Raw genomic sequence first — 15,920 nt, 5'->3', positions numbered from 1 at the left:
TTCTTCGGAAGGGTCAGCTCCGATGGGCGCGAGTCCGGTACGACGTGACGTGTACGGGACGAGCAACCGCAGGACGGAGTCGGCCGCCACCATGACCAGGGGACGGATGGGACCGCGCAGTGCGGGGCAACGACCGCTACGAGGCTGACGACCACCTCTCGCAGTTCGAGGCCGAGATGGAGCGGCTGAAGACCGAGCGGGACAAGGCCGTCCAGCACGCCGACGACCTCGGCTACCAGGTCGAGGTGTTGCGCGCCAAGCTGCACGAGGCGCGCCGCAACCTCGCGGCCCGCCCTGCCTACGACAACATCAGCCACCAGGCCGAACAGCTGCTGCGCAATGCGCAGATCCAGGCGGACCAGCTGCGCACGGACGCCGAGCGCGAGCTGCGCGAGGCGCGGTCGCAGACCCAGCGGCTGCTCCAGGAGCAGGCCGAGCGGCAGTCCCGGCTGGAGGCCGAGCTGCACGCGGAGGCGGTCACCCGCCGGCAGCGCCTCGACGAGGAGCTCAACGAGCGCCGCCAGACCGTCGAATCGCATGTCAACGAGAACGTCGCCTGGGCCGAACAGCTGCGGGCGCGCACCGAGTCGCAGGCCCGCCGCCTCATGGAGGAGTCGCGGGCGGAGGCCGAGCAGGCCCTGTCGTCCGCGCGGGCCGAGGCCCACCGGCTGGCGGAGCGGGCCCGCGAGCGCCTCGACACCTCGGCCGAGGAGGCCCGCGCCGAAGCGGAATCCATCCTGCGCCGGGCGCGCACGGACGCCGAACGGCTGCTGAACGCCGCCTCCAACCAGGCCCAGGAAGCGACCGATCAGGCCGAGCAGCTGCGTACGACGGCCGGCACTGAGTCGGAGGAGGCGCGCCGGGCGGCCGCGGAGCTGACCCGCACCGCCGAGACGCGGATCCAGGAGGCGGACACCGCGCTGCGCGAGGCGCGCGCCGAGGCCGACAAGCTCGTCGAGGAGGCCCAGCAGGCCGCCGGCAAGCGGCTGTCGGCCGCCGAGTCGGAGAACGAACAGCGCACCCGTACGGCCAAGGCGGAGATCGCGCGGCTGGTCGGCGAGGCGACGAAGGACGCCGAGGCGCTCAAGGCCGAGGCCGAGCAACTGCGCGCGGATGCCCGTACGGAGGCCGAGCGGCTGCTCGCCGAGGCGCAGGAGAGCGCGCGGTCGAAGGCGGCGGAGGACTCCGCGGCGCAGCTGGCGAAGGCGGCGCGGACCGCCGAGGAGGTGCTGACCAAGGCGTCGGAGGACGCCAAGGCCACCACCAAGGCCGCGGCCGAGGATGCCGAACGGCTGCGCCGGGAGGCCGAGTCCGAGGCGGACCGGCTGCGCGAGGAGGCGCATGACACCGCGGCGCAGCTGAAGGGCGCGGCGAAGGACGACACCAAGGACTACCGCGCCAAGACCGTCGAACTCCAGGAGGAGGCGCGGCGGCTGCGCGGCGAGGCGGAGCAGCTGCGGGCGGACGCGGTCGCCGAGGGCGAGCGGATCCGCAGCGAGGCCCGCCGCGAGGCCGTATCGCAGATCGAGGAGGCGGCCGGTACCGCCGAGGAGCTGCTGGCCAAGGCCAAGGGCGATGCGGAGGAGACCCGTTCGGGTGCCGTCGCGGAGAGCGAGCGGGTACGGACCGAGGCCATCGAGCGTGCCTCGGCGCTGCGCCGGCAGGCCGAAGAGGCGCTGGAGCGGTCCCGTTCGGAGGCCGAGCAGCTGCTGCTGGAGGGCACCCAGGCCGCCGAGACGCTGACCACGACGGCCGAGGAGAGCGCCCAGGAGCTGCGCGCGGAGGCCGAGCGGGCCGCCGAGGAGAAGCGGGCCGAGGCGCAGTCCGAGCTGGACCGGCTGCACACCGAGGCCGAGGGCAGGGTCACCGCCGCCGAGGACGCGCTGCGCGAGGCGCGCACGGAGGCCGAGCGGCTGCGCCGGGAGACGCAGGAGGAGGCGGCCCGGCTCAAGGCGGAGGCCGCCGACCGCCGCCGCGCGCTCCAGCAGGAGGCCGAGGAGGAGGCCGAGCGGCTGCGCACCGAGGCGGCCACGGACGCGTCGACGGCGCGTTCCGAGGCCGAGGCGGTGGCCGTACGGCTGCGCGCCGAGGCGTCGGCCGAGGCGGAGCGGCTCAAGGCGGAGGCGCAGGAGACCGCGGACCGGGTGCGCGCGGAGGCGGCGACGGCCGCGGAGCGCACGGGTACGGAGGCGGCGCAGGCGCTGGCCGAGGCGCAGGAGGAGGCCGCGCGGCGGCGCCGGGAGGCCGAGCAGCTGCTGGGCGAGGCCCGCGAGGAGGCCCACCAGGAGCGCACCGCGGCGCGGGAGCAGTCCGAGGAGCTGCTGGCGTCCGCCCGTACGCGGGTGAGCGAGGCGCAGGCGGAGGCGGAGCGGCTGGTCGAGGAGGCGGACCGGCGCGCCGGTGAGCTGGTCGCGGCGGCCGAGCAGACCGCGCAGCAGGTGCGGGACTCGGTCGCGGATCTGCACGAGCAGGCCGAGCAGGAGATCGCCGGGCTGCGGTCGGCGGCCGAGCATGCCGCGGAGCGGACCAAGAACGAGGCGCAGGAAGAGGCGGACCGGGTCCGCACGGACGCCTACGAAGAGCGTGAGCGGGCCTCCGAGGACGCGGCGCGGGTGCGGCGCGAGGCGCAGGAGGCGTCCGAGGCCGCGAAGTCCCTCGCGGAGCGGACGGTCTCCGAGGCCTTCGAGGAGGCCGAGCGGCTGCGTACCGAGGCCGCCGGGGTGCTCGACGAGGCGCGCCGGGACGCCAACACTGCGCGTTCGGAGGCGGCGGAGCAGGCCGACCGGCTGCTGGCGGAGGCGACCGGGCAGGCCGAGAAGCTGGTCGCCGACGCCACGACGAAGGCGCAGCAGCTGCGTACCGAGGCGTCGGACGCACTGGCATCCGCGGAGCAGGACGCGGCGCGGGCCCGTGCGGAGGCGCGGGACGACGCGAACCGGATGCGGTCGGACGCCGCCGGGCAGGCCGACGCGCTGATCACCGAGGCGCGCACGGAGGCCGAACGGATCGTCACCGAGGCCACCGAGCTGACGTCTTCGGCGCAGGACGACGCGCACCGCATGGTCCAGGAGGCCCAGCAGGCCGCCGACCGGCTGCGCGCGGAGGGCGAGCAGCAGGCGCACGTCATGGTCACCGAGGCGTCCGAGGCCGCGGAGCGGCTGCGGACCGAGGCGGCCGAGGTGCTGGAGAAGGCCCGGACGGACGCCGAGGAGACCGGCGACGAGGCGCGCAAGGCGGCCAACAAGGCGCGGTCGGACGCCGCGCAGCAGGCCGACGAGCTGATCTCGGAAGCCGGTACGGAGGCCGAGCGGCTGCGCGCCGAGGCGGCGGAGACCACGGCCACCGCCGAGCGGGACGCGGACCGTACCCGGGCGGAGGCCCGCGAGCAGGCGGAGGGGATGCTCGCCGCGGCCACCGCGGAGGCGGACCGGCTGCGGGCGGACGCGGCCGAGACGGTCACCGCCGCGCAGGAGCACGCCAATCGCACCCGTAACGAATCCGCAAAGGTCAAGGAGGACGCCGAGGCCGAGGCGGAGCGGCTGCGGACCGAGGCCCAGGCGGAGTCGGACCGGCTGCTGGACGAGGCACGCAAGGACGCCGCCAAGCGCCGCGGGGACGCCGCCGAGCAGGCCGACCAGCTCATCGCCAAGGCCCAGGAGGAGGCCCTCAAGACGGCCACCGCCGCCGAGGAGCAGGCCGACACGATGGTGGGGGCGGCCCGCAAGGAGGCCGACCGGCTCGTCACGGAGGCGACGGCCGAGGGCAATACGCGGGTGGAGAAGGCCCGTACGGACGCCAACACCCTGCTGGAAGAGGCCCGCGGGGACGCCACCGCCATACGGGACCGCGCCGAGGAGCTGCGGGTGCGGGTCGAGGGCGAGGTCGAGGAGCTGCACGACCGGGCGCGCCGGGAGTCGGCGGAGGCGATGAAGAACGCCGGCGAGCGGGTCGACAAGCTCATCGCGCAGGCCACCGCGCAGCAGGTGGAGGCCAAGGACAAGGCCGACCAGCTGCTGTCGGACGCGAACAGCGAGGCGAGCAAGGTGCGGATCTCGGCGGTGAAGAAGGCCGAGGGTCTGATCAAGGAGGCCGAGAACAAAAAGGCCGAAGCGGTGCGCAACGCCGAGCGGATGCACACCGAGGCGGAGGCCGAGGCCACCCGGATCGTGGACGAGGGCAAGCGAGAGCTGGAGCTTCTGGTGCGCCGGCGGGAGGACATCAACGCCGAAATCTCCCGCGTTCAGGACGTATTGGTAGCGCTGGAGTCCTTCGAGGCGCCCGCCGGCGGCGCGGAGGGCAAGGGGGGCGTCAAGGCGTCTGCGGCGGCGGGCGCAACTCGTTCGAGTGGCAAGCAGTCTGAAGGGTAGCCACTCAAATGAGGGGTCATTCTCCACTTCAAACGCGCAATGACTCGATGACACGCCGTTAAGACCCCTAGGATTCCCTTATCACCTCACCGGTCTCTTTCGACAGGAACCCCATGAGCGACACATCCTCCCCCTTCGGCTTCGAGCTCGTGCGGCGTGGGTACGACCGCGGTCAGGTGGACGACCGCATTACCAAGCTCGTCGCCGACCGCGACAGCGCGCTGGCCCGCATCACGTCGCTGGAAAAGCGGATCGAGGAGCTGCACCTCGAGACGCAGAACGCCCAGGCTCAGGTCAACGACGCCGAACCGTCCTACGCAGGTCTCGGTGCGCGGGTCGAGAAGATCCTCCGCCTCGCCGAGGAGGAGGCCAAGGACCTGCGCGAGGAGGCCCGCCGGGCCGCCGAGCAGCACCGCGAGCTGGCCGAGTCGGCCGCCCAGCAGGTCCGTAACGACGCCGAGTCGTTCGCCGCCGAGCGCAAGGCGAAGGCGGAGGACGAGGGCGCCCGGATCGTCGAGAAGGCCAAGGGCGAGGCGTCCACGCTGCGGGCCGAGGCGCAGAAGGACGCCCAGTCCAAGCGCGAAGAAGCCGACTCCCTCTTCGAGGAGACCCGCGCCAAGGCCGCCCAGGCGGCCGCCGACTTCGAGACGAACCTCGCCAAGCGCCGCGAGCAGTCCGAGCGCGACCTGGCCTCTCGTCAGGCGAAGGCCGAGAAGCGGCTCGCGGAGATCGAGCACCGCGCCGAGCAGCTCCGCCTGGAGGCCGAGAAGCTCCGCACCGACGCCGAGCGCCGCGCCCGTCAGACCGTCGAGACGGCCCAGCGTCAGGCCGAGGACATCGTGGCGGACGCCAACGCCAAGGCGGACCGCATCCGCAGCGAATCGGAGCGCGAGCTGGCGGCGCTGACCAACCGTCGCGACTCCATCAACGCGCAGCTGACCAACGTCCGCGAGATGCTGGCGACGCTGACCGGCGCGGCGGTGGCCGCGGCCGGCGCCCCCGGCGAGGAGGAGTCCATCTCCCGGGGCGTCCCCGCCCAGCAGACCCGCTGACGCCCGGCAGGCCCTGCCCGGCTTCCCGCGCCCCCGTACCGCCACTGCGGCGGTAGGGGGGCGCGGTCGTGTGACGGGGCGCCGCGTCCGCTGGCGAGGCCCCCGGGGCGCCCCTAGCGTGCTGTACATGATCGAGCTCGAGGGGCTGACCAAGCACTACGGCGACACGCTTGCGGTGGACCACCTCACCTGCACGGTGCGGCCCGGCATCGTCACCGGCTTCCTCGGTCCCAACGGCGCGGGCAAGTCCACGACCATGCGGATGATGCTCGATCTGGACAATCCGACCGAGGGCACGGTCCGCATCGACGGCAAGCACTACCGCCAGCTGAAGGACCCGCTGACGTACATCGGCGCGCTGCTGGACGCCAAGGCGGTGCACGGCGGCCGGAGCGCGTACAACCATCTGCTCTGCCTGGCGCAGAGCAACGGCATTCCGCGCGGCCGGGTCGCCGAGGTGCTGGACACGGTCGGGTTGACCTCGGTCGCCGGGAAGCGCTCCAAGGGCTTCTCGCTCGGCATGGGCCAGCGGCTGGGGATCGCGGCGGCGCTGCTCGGCGACCCCGAGATCCTGATGTTCGACGAGCCGGTCAACGGTCTCGACCCCGAGGGCATCCACTGGATCCGCAACCTCATGAAGAACCTCGCGGCGCAGGGCCGTACGGTCTTCGTCTCCTCCCACCTGATGAGCGAAATGGCGCTCACGGCCGACCATCTGATCGTGATCGGCCAGGGCCGTCTGATGGCGGACACCTCGATGGCCGAGTTCATCCGGGAGAACTCACGCTCCTACGTCCGGCTGCGCTCCCCCGAGCAGCAAAAGCTCCTCGATCTGCTGCATGCCGAGGGCATCGACGCGGTGGAGGTCGGCAACGGCTCGCTGGAGATCGACGGGGTGCCGGCGGCCCGGCTGGGCGAGATGGCCGCCCGGCATCAGCTCGTCCTGCATGAGCTGAGCCCCCAGCAGGCGTCGCTGGAGGAGGCCTTCATGAAGCTCACCGCCGAGTCGGTGGAGTATCACGCGCACGACGACCGGCCGGCGGGGGTGCGGCCGCGGCCCGTGGACGGGTCGCCGGTGCGGCCGGAGGGCTGGGGCGCGGACTGGCAGAAACGCGGGCAGAAGAAGGGAAGCTGATGGCGGCGGTCACGCAGGTGCTGCGCTCGGAATGGACCAAGATCAGATCGGTACGCTCGACGGTGTGGACGCTGGGCATCGCCGTGGTGGTCACCATCGCGCTGGGCGTGCTGATCTGCATTCTCGCCAGGAACGACTTCCACTCGATGTCGGCCGGCGCCCGGGTCACCTTCGACCCCACCAACATCAGCTTCGCCGGGATGGGCCTGGGCCAGCTCGCGATGATCGTCTTCGGGGTGCTGGTGGTCTCCAACGAGTACAGCACCGGCATGATCCGGGCCTCGCTCGCCGCCGTACCGCAGCGCACCACCTTCCTCTTCTGCAAGCTGCTGGTGGCCACCGCGCTGGTCTTCGTCGTCGGCCTGGCGACGAGCTTTGCGACGTTCTTCGCCGGCCAGGCCGCCCTGGGCGAGCACCGGGCGCAGCTCACCGATCCCGGGGTGCTGCGCGCCGTGATCGGCGGCGGCCTCTATATGACCCTTATCGCGCTGTTCTCCATGGGCGTCGCCGTGATGCTCCGCAGCCCCATGCTCTCGCTGGGCATCCTCATGCCCTTCTTCTTCCTGATCTCCAACATCCTCGGCAATGTCTCGGCCACCCGGAAACTCGGCCGCTACCTCCCCGACCAGGCCGGCCAGAAGATCATGCAGGTCGTCCCGCGAGCCGGCGACGACCTCCCGTACGGCCCCTGGGGCGGCCTCGGCATCATGATCGCCTGGACGCTGGCGGCGCTCGCGGGCGGCTTCGTCCTCCTCAAGAGACGCGATGCCTAGCGCGCTTCACGGCCGCGCCCGCCCGGAGAGTGCCGCAGCCCACCAAGATTGACGGGAACCGTCAACGTCCCGATAGCCTCATACCCCTCACGGGGGTACGAGGGCGCCTCTGCCCCGACCACCACGCAAGGGGCGGAGAATGATCGAGGCAGTCGGCCTGACGAAGCGCTACGGCGCCAAGACGGCCGTGCACAACCTGTCCTTCCAGGTACGGCCGGGAACGGTCACCGGCTTCCTGGGGCCCAACGGCTCCGGCAAGTCGACGACGATGCGGATGATTCTGGGACTGGACACACCGACCTCGGGGCACGCCACCATCTCCGGTCGCCCCTTCCGCAAGCTCCCCAACGCGCCCCGCCAGGTGGGCGCGCTGCTGGACGCGAAGGCCGTGCACGGCGGCCGCAGCGCGCGCCAGCATCTGCTTTCGCTGGCCCAGCTCTCCGGCATACCGGCCCGCCGGGTGGACGAGGTGCTGGGCGTGGTCGGCCTCCAGCAGGTGGCCTCGCGGCGCTCCAAGGGCTTCTCGCTGGGTATGGGCCAGCGGCTGGGCATCGCGGCGGCGCTGCTCGGCGACCCGCAGGTGCTGCTCTTCGACGAGCCGGTCAACGGCCTCGACCCCGAGGGCATCCTGTGGGTGCGCAATCTGATGAAGCAGCTGGCGGCCGAGGGCCGTACGGTCTTCGTCTCCTCCCACCTGATGAGCGAAATGGCGCTCACCGCCGAGCACTTGATCGTCATCGGCCGTGGCCAGCTGCTCGCCGATATGCCCGTCAAGGACTTCATTTCGGCCAACTCCGCCGACTTCGCCCGGGTACGCACCCCGGACACCGCGCCCGAGCAGCGCGAGAAGCTGACGTCGGCGCTCGATGAGGCGGGCGCCCGGGTCGAGCCCGAGCCGGACGGCGCGCTGAAGGTGACCGGGCTGCCGCTCCCCCGGATCAGCGATCTCGCGCACGAGGCCGATGTCCGGCTGTGGGAGCTGTCGCCGCACCAGGCCTCGCTGGAGGAGGCGTACATGCGACTCACCCAGGGCGCCGTGGACTACCGCTCGACGCACGATCCGCGGGCGGGCCTCCAGCAGATGCCGGCTGGATATGCGCCCGGCCAGGTCCAGCCGCCGCCGTACGGCGGCCAGGCGCCGTACGCGCAGCAGCCGCCGGCCGCTCCGGGGCCCGGATACCCGCCTCCGGGGCAGGTTCCGAGTCACCCGTACGGGGCACCCGCACCCGAGCAGTACGGCGCACCCCACCCGTACGGGCAGCCGCCGCAGCCCGCCGCGCCCATGCCGCCGGCCGCCCCCACCGCCATGCCCACGCCGCAGAACGAGGACGCCCGATGACCAGCCCTCAGCAGCCGCAGCCCCAGCCGCAGCCTGAGCGCGGACCGCACGACACCGGCTCGCACGAGCAGCCGGTACCGGCGGCGCCGCCGATGCCGCCGGCCGCCGCCCCACAGCCGGGCCCGCCCGCGCCTCCCGCGCCGCCGGCGCCGCCCGCGCAAGAGGCCGGCACGATGATGCTCCAGGCGCAGCAGCCGCCGCAGCAGCAGCCCGCGCCCGGCCCCTCGCTCGCCAAGGAAGCGGGCACGATGATGCTGCAGGCCCAGCAGCCGCTGCCCCAGGCGCACCCGGAGCCCCAGCCCCTCGCGGCACACGGCCCCGGCAAGGACGCGGGCACGATGATGCTCCAGGCCCAGACCGCCCCGGCTCCCCAGCCGCAGGCACAGCCGCAGCCGCAGGCACAGCCCGGCTACCCGCCGGTCCCCCCGCAGGGCCACCCCCAGCAGGGTCACCCCCAGCAGCCGCCGCAGCCGCAGCCCGCCGCCAACTGGCAGGGCGGCCAGCCCGGTTACGTCTCCCCGATCCCGGTGAACAACACCCACCTCGGCCACGCCCTGGCCTCCGAGTGGACGAAGATCCGCTCGGTGCGCTCGACGATCTGGACGCTGGGCGTGATGGTCCTGCTGATCCTCGGCATCGGCCTGCTCACCGCCCTCGCCATGGCGGGCCACTCCGTCGACCCCCGAGTCTCCTTCGGGTTCTTCAGCGTCATGCTGGGCACCCTGTGCATCATTCCGCTCGGCGTCCTGGTGATCTCCTCCGAGTACGGGACGGGGATGATCCGCACGACCATGACCGCCTGCCCCAGCCGGGCCCGGGTGCTCACGGCCAAGGTGATCGTCTTCTTCCTGCTCTCCTTTGTGATCACCACGCTCTCCACCACGGTCGTCACGCTCGTCATGTCCGGGATGGTGGACGGGCGGCAGCCGACGACGGACGAATGGCTGCGCTGCACGGTGGGCGCCGGCCTCTACGTATCGGTGCTCGGCCTGCTGGCCCTTGCGGTCGGCTCACTGCTGCGGCATTCGGCCGGTGCCATCAGCGCCATGTTCGGCGTGGTCCTGCTGCCGATGCTGCTCGCGGTGTTCATGCTCGGCGCGAGCAGCCTCAAATGGCTCACCGAGGCGCTGATCAACTACTCGGTCCCCAACTCCCTGGCGACGCTGTACGGCATTCCGTTCCTCGGAAGCTCCGGCCCGCAGGGCTGGAATCCGCTGCTGATCCTCGCCGGCGTCACCGTCGTCGTGCTGGGCGCCGCCTTCGTCGTCCAGGAAAAGCGCGACGTGTAGTTCCTGGAGGACTCAGTACCTCGGCGCATTACGGGACCGCTGGAGCCGCGCGCTCCGGCGGTCCCGTGCGTTCCAGCAGGCCTTGTGCCAGTGCCGGCGGTCGTCGACGTCGCCCTGCTGCGGCCAGGCGACGATATGCGGCACGCCGGGCGGGATCTCCTGGTCGCAGCCGGGACAGCGGTAGTGCTTGGCCGCGCCACCGCCCCCGACCTGCCGCACCGTCCAGTCCTCGCCGCGCCATTCCTCGGTCTGTTCCAGGCCGTAGCGGTCACCGCCCGTGCGGTCGGTGGGCTTCGCACCGCCGCGCTGGCGGTTTCGACGCGGGGACACTGAGCACCTCGGGCAATCTGCAGGGATGGGGGTCCCCACGGGCGAGCGGAGTCGAGCGCGGGGGGAGGTTGTCACCAGCGTACGCGGCCCGGTCAGGCCCGAACGCCGCCCGTCAGGTTTCTGCGATCATCGGGAAATTTCCCGTCAGGCCGTGCCCTTGGCACGTGTCAGACGTTGTTGCCTGTAAGGGGGAAGCCGCGTCGGCTGCGAGGAGGCAGAGAGCGATGCGCGTTGGAGCTTTCATCCTGGCCGCTCAATTCCCGGGCCAGGGACAGGGGGAAGCACTGCACCGCGCGGTGCGCTCCGCACAGGTGGCGGAGGAGGCCGGGCTCGCCGATGTCTGGCTGGCGGAACACCACTTCGTGCCGTACGGCGTCTGTCCGAACGCGGTGACGCTGGCCGCGCTGCTGCTGGGCCGCACCCAGCGGATCGGGGTCGGCACGGCGGTGAGTGTGCTGCCGACCCAGCATCCGGTGGCGCTCGGTGAGCAGGCGGCGCTGCTGCATCTCGCCTCCGAGGGGCGGTTCACGCTCGGCGTCGGCCGGGGCGGCCCCTGGGTGGATCTCGAGGTCTTCGGCGCCGGACTGGCCGCGTACGACCACGGCTTCCCGGAGTCGCTCGATCTGCTGCTGCGCTGGCTGCGCGAGCCGCGCGTCGGGGCGGCCGGTGAGCGCTATGCCTTCCGGGAGGTGGCTGTGGTCCCCCGGCCGGACGAGGCGCTGACCGATCCGGACGGCACCGCGTCCGGGCCGCCCGTGGTCGTCGCCTGCACATCCCCCGCCTCCGTACGTCTCGCCGCCGAGCGCGGGCTGCCGATGCTGCTCGGGATGCACTGCGGTGACGAGGAGAAGGCGGACATGGTCGCGCTGTGGCGGTCGGCCGCGCGGGAGGCCGGGCGCGACGGAGACGAAGTGGCCGCGGCCGAGCATGTGTCGGCGGGTGTGGTGCAGATCGCCGATGCCCGGCGGGATGCCGAGGAGACCCTGACGAAGGCGATGCCCGGCTGGCTGCGGCAGGGGCTGGGCGCGCATGTCACGGTCGACGGCCGCTACCGGGCCATGCGGGATCCGCTGGCGTATACGGAGCTGCTGTGCGGGCTGCATCCGGTCGGCCCGCCGCGGCTGTGCGCGGACCGGCTGGCGGCGTCGGCGGAGCGTACGGGCATCAAGCGGTTCGCGCTGCTCGTCGAGGGCTCCGGCGATCTCGCCGCCACCGAGGAAAACGTCCGCCGGCTCGGCGCGGAGGTCCTTCCGCAGCTGGGGTGACTCCGCCGGACGGGGCGGAGCGGCGCGCGGGTTTCCCCCGGCGTGCTGTCCTGTGGTCATGCGAGGCGCCGTACTTCCGGGGAGGCCATGCCGTCGTTCGGTGGTGCTGCCGCTGGCGCATGGGCACGGTGCGCGCCCCCCACGTGCTGAGCAGCGGCAGCAACTCCGATCAGCAGTCGCGCAGTTCCGGCGACTGGTTCAGCAGCTGACCCCGGATCGAGGTGAACTTGGCCAGGCGGTCGTCCACGGCCGGGTCGAGCGGGAAGACCGCGACCCGGTGGCAGTTCTGAAAAGCCAGGCGCACACCGAAGTGGCGCTCCAGCGCTCCGCGGATGGCGTCACTCGCCAGCGCGCGCAGCAGCTGGCCGCGCGCCTGCTCGTCCGGCGGCGGCGTCTGGTTGTCGGCGAACTGACCGCCGTCCACCTTCAGCTGGGCCACCAGTGAGCTGATCATCCCCCATGCATAGGGCAGGGAGTTCCGGACGCAGTCGACAAATGCGGCTTCGTCGACCTCGCCTCGCTCGGCCTGTTCGAGGAGGGCCGGTGAGACGTCGAGCGACATGAGGTTCTCCTCTCGCGGCCCCGCCGGGACGGACGGGGCCTAGGGACGGGACAAGGGGTTCCGCGACGGAGCGTGTTCGCCTCACAACCCCCCGCTTCAACGGTATGCCGCGCAAGAGGCCCGCACCAGGAGATTGCACATACAACCGGCCAAAGGCGAGCGCCGGGGGTGCGGGGATTTCCCCCGTAAAGGGACCGTGCCCCAAGGGCGAATCGCGCGGGCGGCCCCCGGTCGAGTAGCGTTTCGCACCATGCGTCTCGTCATCGCCCGCTGCTCCGTGGACTACGCCGGCCGGCTCACTGCCCACCTCCCCTCGGCCCCCCGCCTCATCCTGGTGAAAGCGGACGGCTCCGTCTCCATTCACGCGGACGACCGGGCCTACAAACCCCTCAACTGGATGTCCCCGCCCTGCTCCCTCAAGGAGGGTGACGGCGATGTATGGACGGTGGAGAACAAGGGTGGCGAGAAGCTCATCATCACCCTGGAGGAGGTCCTCCACGACTCCTCGCACGAGCTCGGCGTCGACCCCGGCCTCATCAAGGACGGTGTGGAGGCCCATCTTCAGGAGCTGCTCGCCGACCGGATCGAGACCCTTGGTGAGGGCTACTCCCTGATTCGGCGTGAATACCCCACTGCCATTGGCCCCGTGGATATCTTGTGCCGCGACGCGGACGGCCAGACCGTTGCCGTGGAGATCAAACGGCGGGGCGAGATCGACGGTGTCGAGCAGCTCACGCGCTATCTCGAACTCCTCAACCGCGACCCGCACCTGGCTCCCGTGAAGGGCATCTTCGCGGCCCAGGAAATCAAGCCCCAGGCACGCGTACTGGCCACCGACCGCGGCATCGGCTGCGTCGTCCTGGACTACGACGGCCTGCGCGGCATCGAGGACGACAAGCTGCGGCTGTTCTAGCGCGCCGCCGCTCCACGGAGAGCCCGGGACCCGGCCTACCGGGGCCCGGGCTTTCTCTCGTCAGGCGGTGGATGCGCTCTCGGTGTTCGACGGGCTGCCGCTCTGCGGGCTTGCCGGCGTACCGGAGCCGGAGGCGGACGGCCCCGCGGCGGACGCGGACGCCGAGTCGGGGCTCGTCCCCGACGGGCTGGTGCCCGAGCCGGTGGTCCCGGAGGGGCTCTGCGTCGTCGGCTTGTCCGTGGGGTCCTGGGTCGGCGTCGGCTCCGTCGGCTCGTCGGTGGGGTCCTGGGTCGGCGTCGGGGTCGGCTTGTTGGTGGGCTTGTGGGTCGGCGCGGTCGGCCTGCCCGTGGGCGTGGTGGGGCCGCCGGTGGGCCGGGTCGGTCCGGTGGTGGGGTCGTCCGACGGATGGGTGCTGGGGTCGGAGGGTGCCTGGCTGGTGGCGGGGTCGCTCGCCGACGCGGACGGGCTGCCCGGGTGGCCGGCGTTGGCGGGCGTGGACGTACCGGGGCCGGAGGACGGCAGGTCCGAGCCCGTGCCGGGGTCCGCGGTCGGCAGCTCCGGGTTCTCGCCGTCCGGGGTGGTCTGCTCCGAGGTGACGTGGTCGCCGCCCTTGGAATCCTCGTCGGAGGTCATCCCGAGCGTGACGACGGTGCCGAGCACGGCCACCAGCAGGGCGCCGGCTCCCGCGGCGACGAGGTTGCGCCGGGTCGTCCGCTTGCCGGCGCCGCCGGCGGCAGACAGGGCGGTGGTGGCCTCGGTGCTCGCCGCGCCCCGGGCGACGACCGTGGCGGCGGTCCCCTCGGCGCGCGGGAGGCGCAGCTTGGCCGTCGATACGGCATCGGGCGACGGCGCGGCCGGCTCCTCGGCGCGTACGCCGGAGGCCTTCGCGGCCGCGCCGGGCCTCGTTCCGGCGGCCTTGGTTCCTGCGGTCCCGACGGGCTTGAGGACGGTCGTGTCGGCGGCCGCCGAATCGGCCCGCGAGCGGTCGCTGACCAGCGCCAGCGCACGTCGCCCGGCGACCGCGCCCCGGCGGTCGGAGAGCACCCCGCGCAGCCCGATGGACGCCTCCAGCTCGGCCCGCGCCCGGTCCAGGCTGCCGGTGCACAGCGCCAGCACGCCCAGCTCATGGTGGAAGTAGGCCTCCTCGGCGACCTCACCGGCCCGCCGCGCGGCCTCCTGGCCGTGCCGCAGGCTGCGCTCCCAGGCGCTCCAGTGCAGCGACGCGGCGAACGCGGGCGCGGCCGTCCGGGCGAGCAGCACGGCCGAGCTGGCGTGGCCGCTCTCCCGGCTGGCGGTCAGCACGCCCATCGCGGCCAGCACCGCATCCGCCTCCGCGGCGACCCGCTCGGGGGAGACCGAGGGGTGGCCGGCCCACCAGGAGTAGTGCTGGGCGGCGGTGTGTGCGCGGGCGGCGGCGTCCTCGGCGTAGCCGACGGCCGCCAGCTGGTCCTGGACGGTCGCGGCCAGCCGGTAGTGCGACCCGGCCGGGGAGATCAGTCCGCTGCCCAGCAGATCGCCGAGGACGGCGTCCGCGTGGGTGTCCTCGGTGAGCGCGGGCAGATGCGCCTGGTGCGGCAGCTCGCCGCCGAGCGCGACAGCGAAGCGCAGCGTCTCCTGGGCGGCGGCGCCGAGCCTGGCGGCCAGCAGCGGGACCGGCGAGGCGGCCTCGCCGAGCGTGGGCAGCGGGCCGTCGGGGTGCCCGTCGGAGTCGGCGGTTTCGTCAAGGGTGGCGTCGGCGGCGTCCGGGCCGTCGGTTTCGGCGCCGGTGGGCGCCGCCTCGGAAAGGACCCGGTCGCGCCGCCGCAGCAGCGCCGCGGCCTGGACGAACCGCAGCGGCAGCCCCTCGGACTCGAACCACAGGTCCGCGGCCCAGGCCTCCTCGTCGGGGGTGAGCGTCCTGTCGACGGCGCGCTCCAGCATCCGCACGCAGGCGCTGCGGCCGACCCCGCCGAGGAAGACCTCTTCGAGGGGGGAGCCGGCGCTGGGGGCCGGGACGCCGGGGGTGGCGCTGATCAGGAAGGCGCACTCGGGGGTGGCGTCGAGCAGCTCGTCGAGCGCGGTGCCGCCGAACTCCAGGTCGTCCAGGACGACGATCGCGCCGATGGCACCGAGCCGGCGCAGCAGTTCCGGGCGGTCGGGGCGGTGCTGCGGGGCGCGGTAGACGGCGCCGAACAGCGCGTACAGCACGTCGGTGGGGGTGCGGCGGTAGCCGGAGAGCCGGATGACGCCGTCGGGGGCGAGGTCTTTGCAGGCGGCGGCGACGGCGTCCAGCAGCCGGGTGCGGCCCGATCCGGAGGGGCCGGTGACGCGTACGGAGCGGCCGCGGGAGAGCAGCCGTACCAGGCGCTCGGTCTCTTCGGACCGCTCTTCGAGGACGGCCTCGTGCCCGGCGAACGCGGGCGGGCCGGAGGGCAGCGGGGGCGCGGCGGCGCGGGCGGCCTCGGCGCGTTCCTCGGGCCGGAGCTTGCCGGGGACGGCCGGGCGCTCTCCGGGCGGGCAGGGCTCTATCTCGCTGCCGTCAATGGGGTTGACGGTGACGAGGTAGCCGCCTGAGACGAGCCGTACGACGCGGGCCTGGCCACCGGAGCCGTCCTGCGGGGTGCCGAACGGGGGTGTCGGCGCCTCGGCAGGGTGGCCCTGTTCGGCGTACTCCTCAGGTCCCCGGTTCGTGTTCGGGTCCATGCTGCAAGCTCCCAGATCTGGCGTGCCCGACTGCTCTTCCGGCCGTTCGCACCCCCCGGCTGCGGCCGGGATCTCCTGGCCGTGGCGTCTGGTCTGGTCCGGTGCCCACCGCCATGTAGGCATACGACGGGCAACCGCACCTTAGCCCCGGGGCGCGGAGCGGCGTATCGCTGGGGCCGGAGACTGCACGGAAAGCGCCGAACGTTCCGTTGC

Annotated in this window: 11 protein-coding genes; 8 read left to right on the top strand and 3 right to left on the bottom strand. The window is 73.0% G+C overall.

Annotation, left to right across the window (positions count from 1 at the left end):
- Positions 1-119: 119 nt before the first annotated feature.
- From scy to ACIRPT_RS19130, 6 genes are all read left to right on the top strand, one after another.
- On the top strand, positions 120-4,367 hold the full coding sequence (scy, locus tag ACIRPT_RS19155) for a polarized growth protein Scy (RefSeq protein WP_403828398.1): 4,248 nt from the start codon (positions 120-122) through the stop codon (positions 4,365-4,367).
- Positions 4,368-4,480: 113 nt separating this feature from the next.
- Positions 4,481-5,419 (top strand): cellulose-binding protein, encoded by a 939-nt coding sequence (locus ACIRPT_RS19150; RefSeq protein WP_403501652.1) that lies wholly within the window; start codon positions 4,481-4,483, stop codon positions 5,417-5,419.
- Between the two features lie 127 nt (positions 5,420-5,546).
- On the top strand, positions 5,547-6,554 hold the full coding sequence (locus tag ACIRPT_RS19145) for an ABC transporter ATP-binding protein (RefSeq protein WP_403828396.1): 1,008 nt from the start codon (positions 5,547-5,549) through the stop codon (positions 6,552-6,554).
- The gene (locus ACIRPT_RS19140; RefSeq protein ID WP_403828394.1) at positions 6,554-7,327 is read left to right on the top strand and encodes an ABC transporter permease; all 774 of its coding nucleotides are present in this window, start codon (positions 6,554-6,556) and stop codon (positions 7,325-7,327) included. The genes ACIRPT_RS19145 and ACIRPT_RS19140 overlap by 1 nt, the downstream gene beginning before the upstream one ends.
- A gap of 139 nt (positions 7,328-7,466) precedes the next feature.
- Entirely contained in the window at positions 7,467-8,666 is a 1,200-nt protein-coding gene (locus ACIRPT_RS19135) for an ABC transporter ATP-binding protein (RefSeq protein ID WP_403828392.1), read from the top strand.
- On the top strand, positions 8,663-9,955 hold the full coding sequence (locus ACIRPT_RS19130) for an ABC transporter permease subunit (protein WP_403828390.1): 1,293 nt from the start codon (positions 8,663-8,665) through the stop codon (positions 9,953-9,955). Before ACIRPT_RS19135 ends, ACIRPT_RS19130 begins: the two co-directional genes overlap by 4 nt.
- Positions 9,956-9,967: 12 nt before the next feature.
- Here the strand turns inward: ACIRPT_RS19130 and ACIRPT_RS19125 are convergent, their stop codons facing one another.
- Entirely contained in the window at positions 9,968-10,285 is a 318-nt protein-coding gene (locus ACIRPT_RS19125) for an ATP/GTP-binding protein (protein ID WP_403501638.1), read from the bottom strand.
- Between the two features lie 224 nt (positions 10,286-10,509).
- On the opposite strand from ACIRPT_RS19125, the gene ACIRPT_RS19120 reads away from it, so the two are divergent.
- A complete protein-coding gene (locus tag ACIRPT_RS19120) occupies positions 10,510-11,550 on the top strand; it encodes an LLM class flavin-dependent oxidoreductase (RefSeq protein ID WP_403501636.1) in 1,041 nt (346 codons plus the stop codon).
- Positions 11,551-11,719: 169 nt separating this feature from the next.
- Here the strand turns inward: ACIRPT_RS19120 and ACIRPT_RS19115 are convergent, their stop codons facing one another.
- Entirely contained in the window at positions 11,720-12,112 is a 393-nt protein-coding gene (locus ACIRPT_RS19115; RefSeq protein ID WP_400068344.1) for an SCO5389 family protein, read from the bottom strand.
- A 250-nt stretch (positions 12,113-12,362) separates the two neighbouring features.
- On the opposite strand from ACIRPT_RS19115, the gene nucS reads away from it, so the two are divergent.
- Positions 12,363-13,025: an endonuclease NucS gene (nucS, locus tag ACIRPT_RS19110; RefSeq protein ID WP_403501633.1), complete on the top strand. Its 663-nt coding sequence runs from the start codon at positions 12,363-12,365 to the stop codon at positions 13,023-13,025.
- Positions 13,026-13,085: 60 nt separating this feature from the next.
- Here nucS and ACIRPT_RS19105 read toward each other — a convergent pair whose 3' ends face one another.
- Positions 13,086-15,707: an ATP-binding protein gene (locus ACIRPT_RS19105; protein WP_403828387.1), complete on the bottom strand. Its 2,622-nt coding sequence runs from the start codon at positions 15,705-15,707 to the stop codon at positions 13,086-13,088.
- Positions 15,708-15,920 lie beyond the last annotated feature (213 nt).

The organism is Streptomyces sp. NPDC101227, from assembly GCF_044767545.1.
Lineage (GTDB): Bacteria > Actinomycetota > Actinomycetes > Streptomycetales > Streptomycetaceae > Streptomyces.
The sequence above is the reverse complement of the archived record's forward strand: the minus strand, read 5'-3'. Positions and strand labels throughout refer to the sequence as shown.

Bases quoted from the DNA above. Each gene is read 5' to 3' on its own strand.
- ACIRPT_RS19150 (WP_403501652.1), top strand. From the start codon at position 4,481: ATGAGCGACACATCCTCCCCCTTCGGCTTCGAGCTCGTGCGGCGTGGG.
- ACIRPT_RS19145 (WP_403828396.1), top strand. From the start codon at position 5,547: ATGATCGAGCTCGAGGGGCTGACCAAGCACTACGGCGACACGCTTGCG.
- ACIRPT_RS19140 (WP_403828394.1), top strand. From the start codon at position 6,554: ATGGCGGCGGTCACGCAGGTGCTGCGCTCGGAATGGACCAAGATCAGA.
- ACIRPT_RS19135 (WP_403828392.1), top strand. From the start codon at position 7,467: ATGATCGAGGCAGTCGGCCTGACGAAGCGCTACGGCGCCAAGACGGCC.
- ACIRPT_RS19130 (WP_403828390.1), top strand. From the start codon at position 8,663: ATGACCAGCCCTCAGCAGCCGCAGCCCCAGCCGCAGCCTGAGCGCGGA.
- ACIRPT_RS19120 (WP_403501636.1), top strand. From the start codon at position 10,510: ATGCGCGTTGGAGCTTTCATCCTGGCCGCTCAATTCCCGGGCCAGGGA.
- ACIRPT_RS19115 (WP_400068344.1), bottom strand. From the start codon at position 12,112: ATGTCGCTCGACGTCTCACCGGCCCTCCTCGAACAGGCCGAGCGAGGC.
- nucS (WP_403501633.1), top strand. From the start codon at position 12,363: ATGCGTCTCGTCATCGCCCGCTGCTCCGTGGACTACGCCGGCCGGCTC.
- ACIRPT_RS19105 (WP_403828387.1), bottom strand. From the start codon at position 15,707: ATGGACCCGAACACGAACCGGGGACCTGAGGAGTACGCCGAACAGGGC.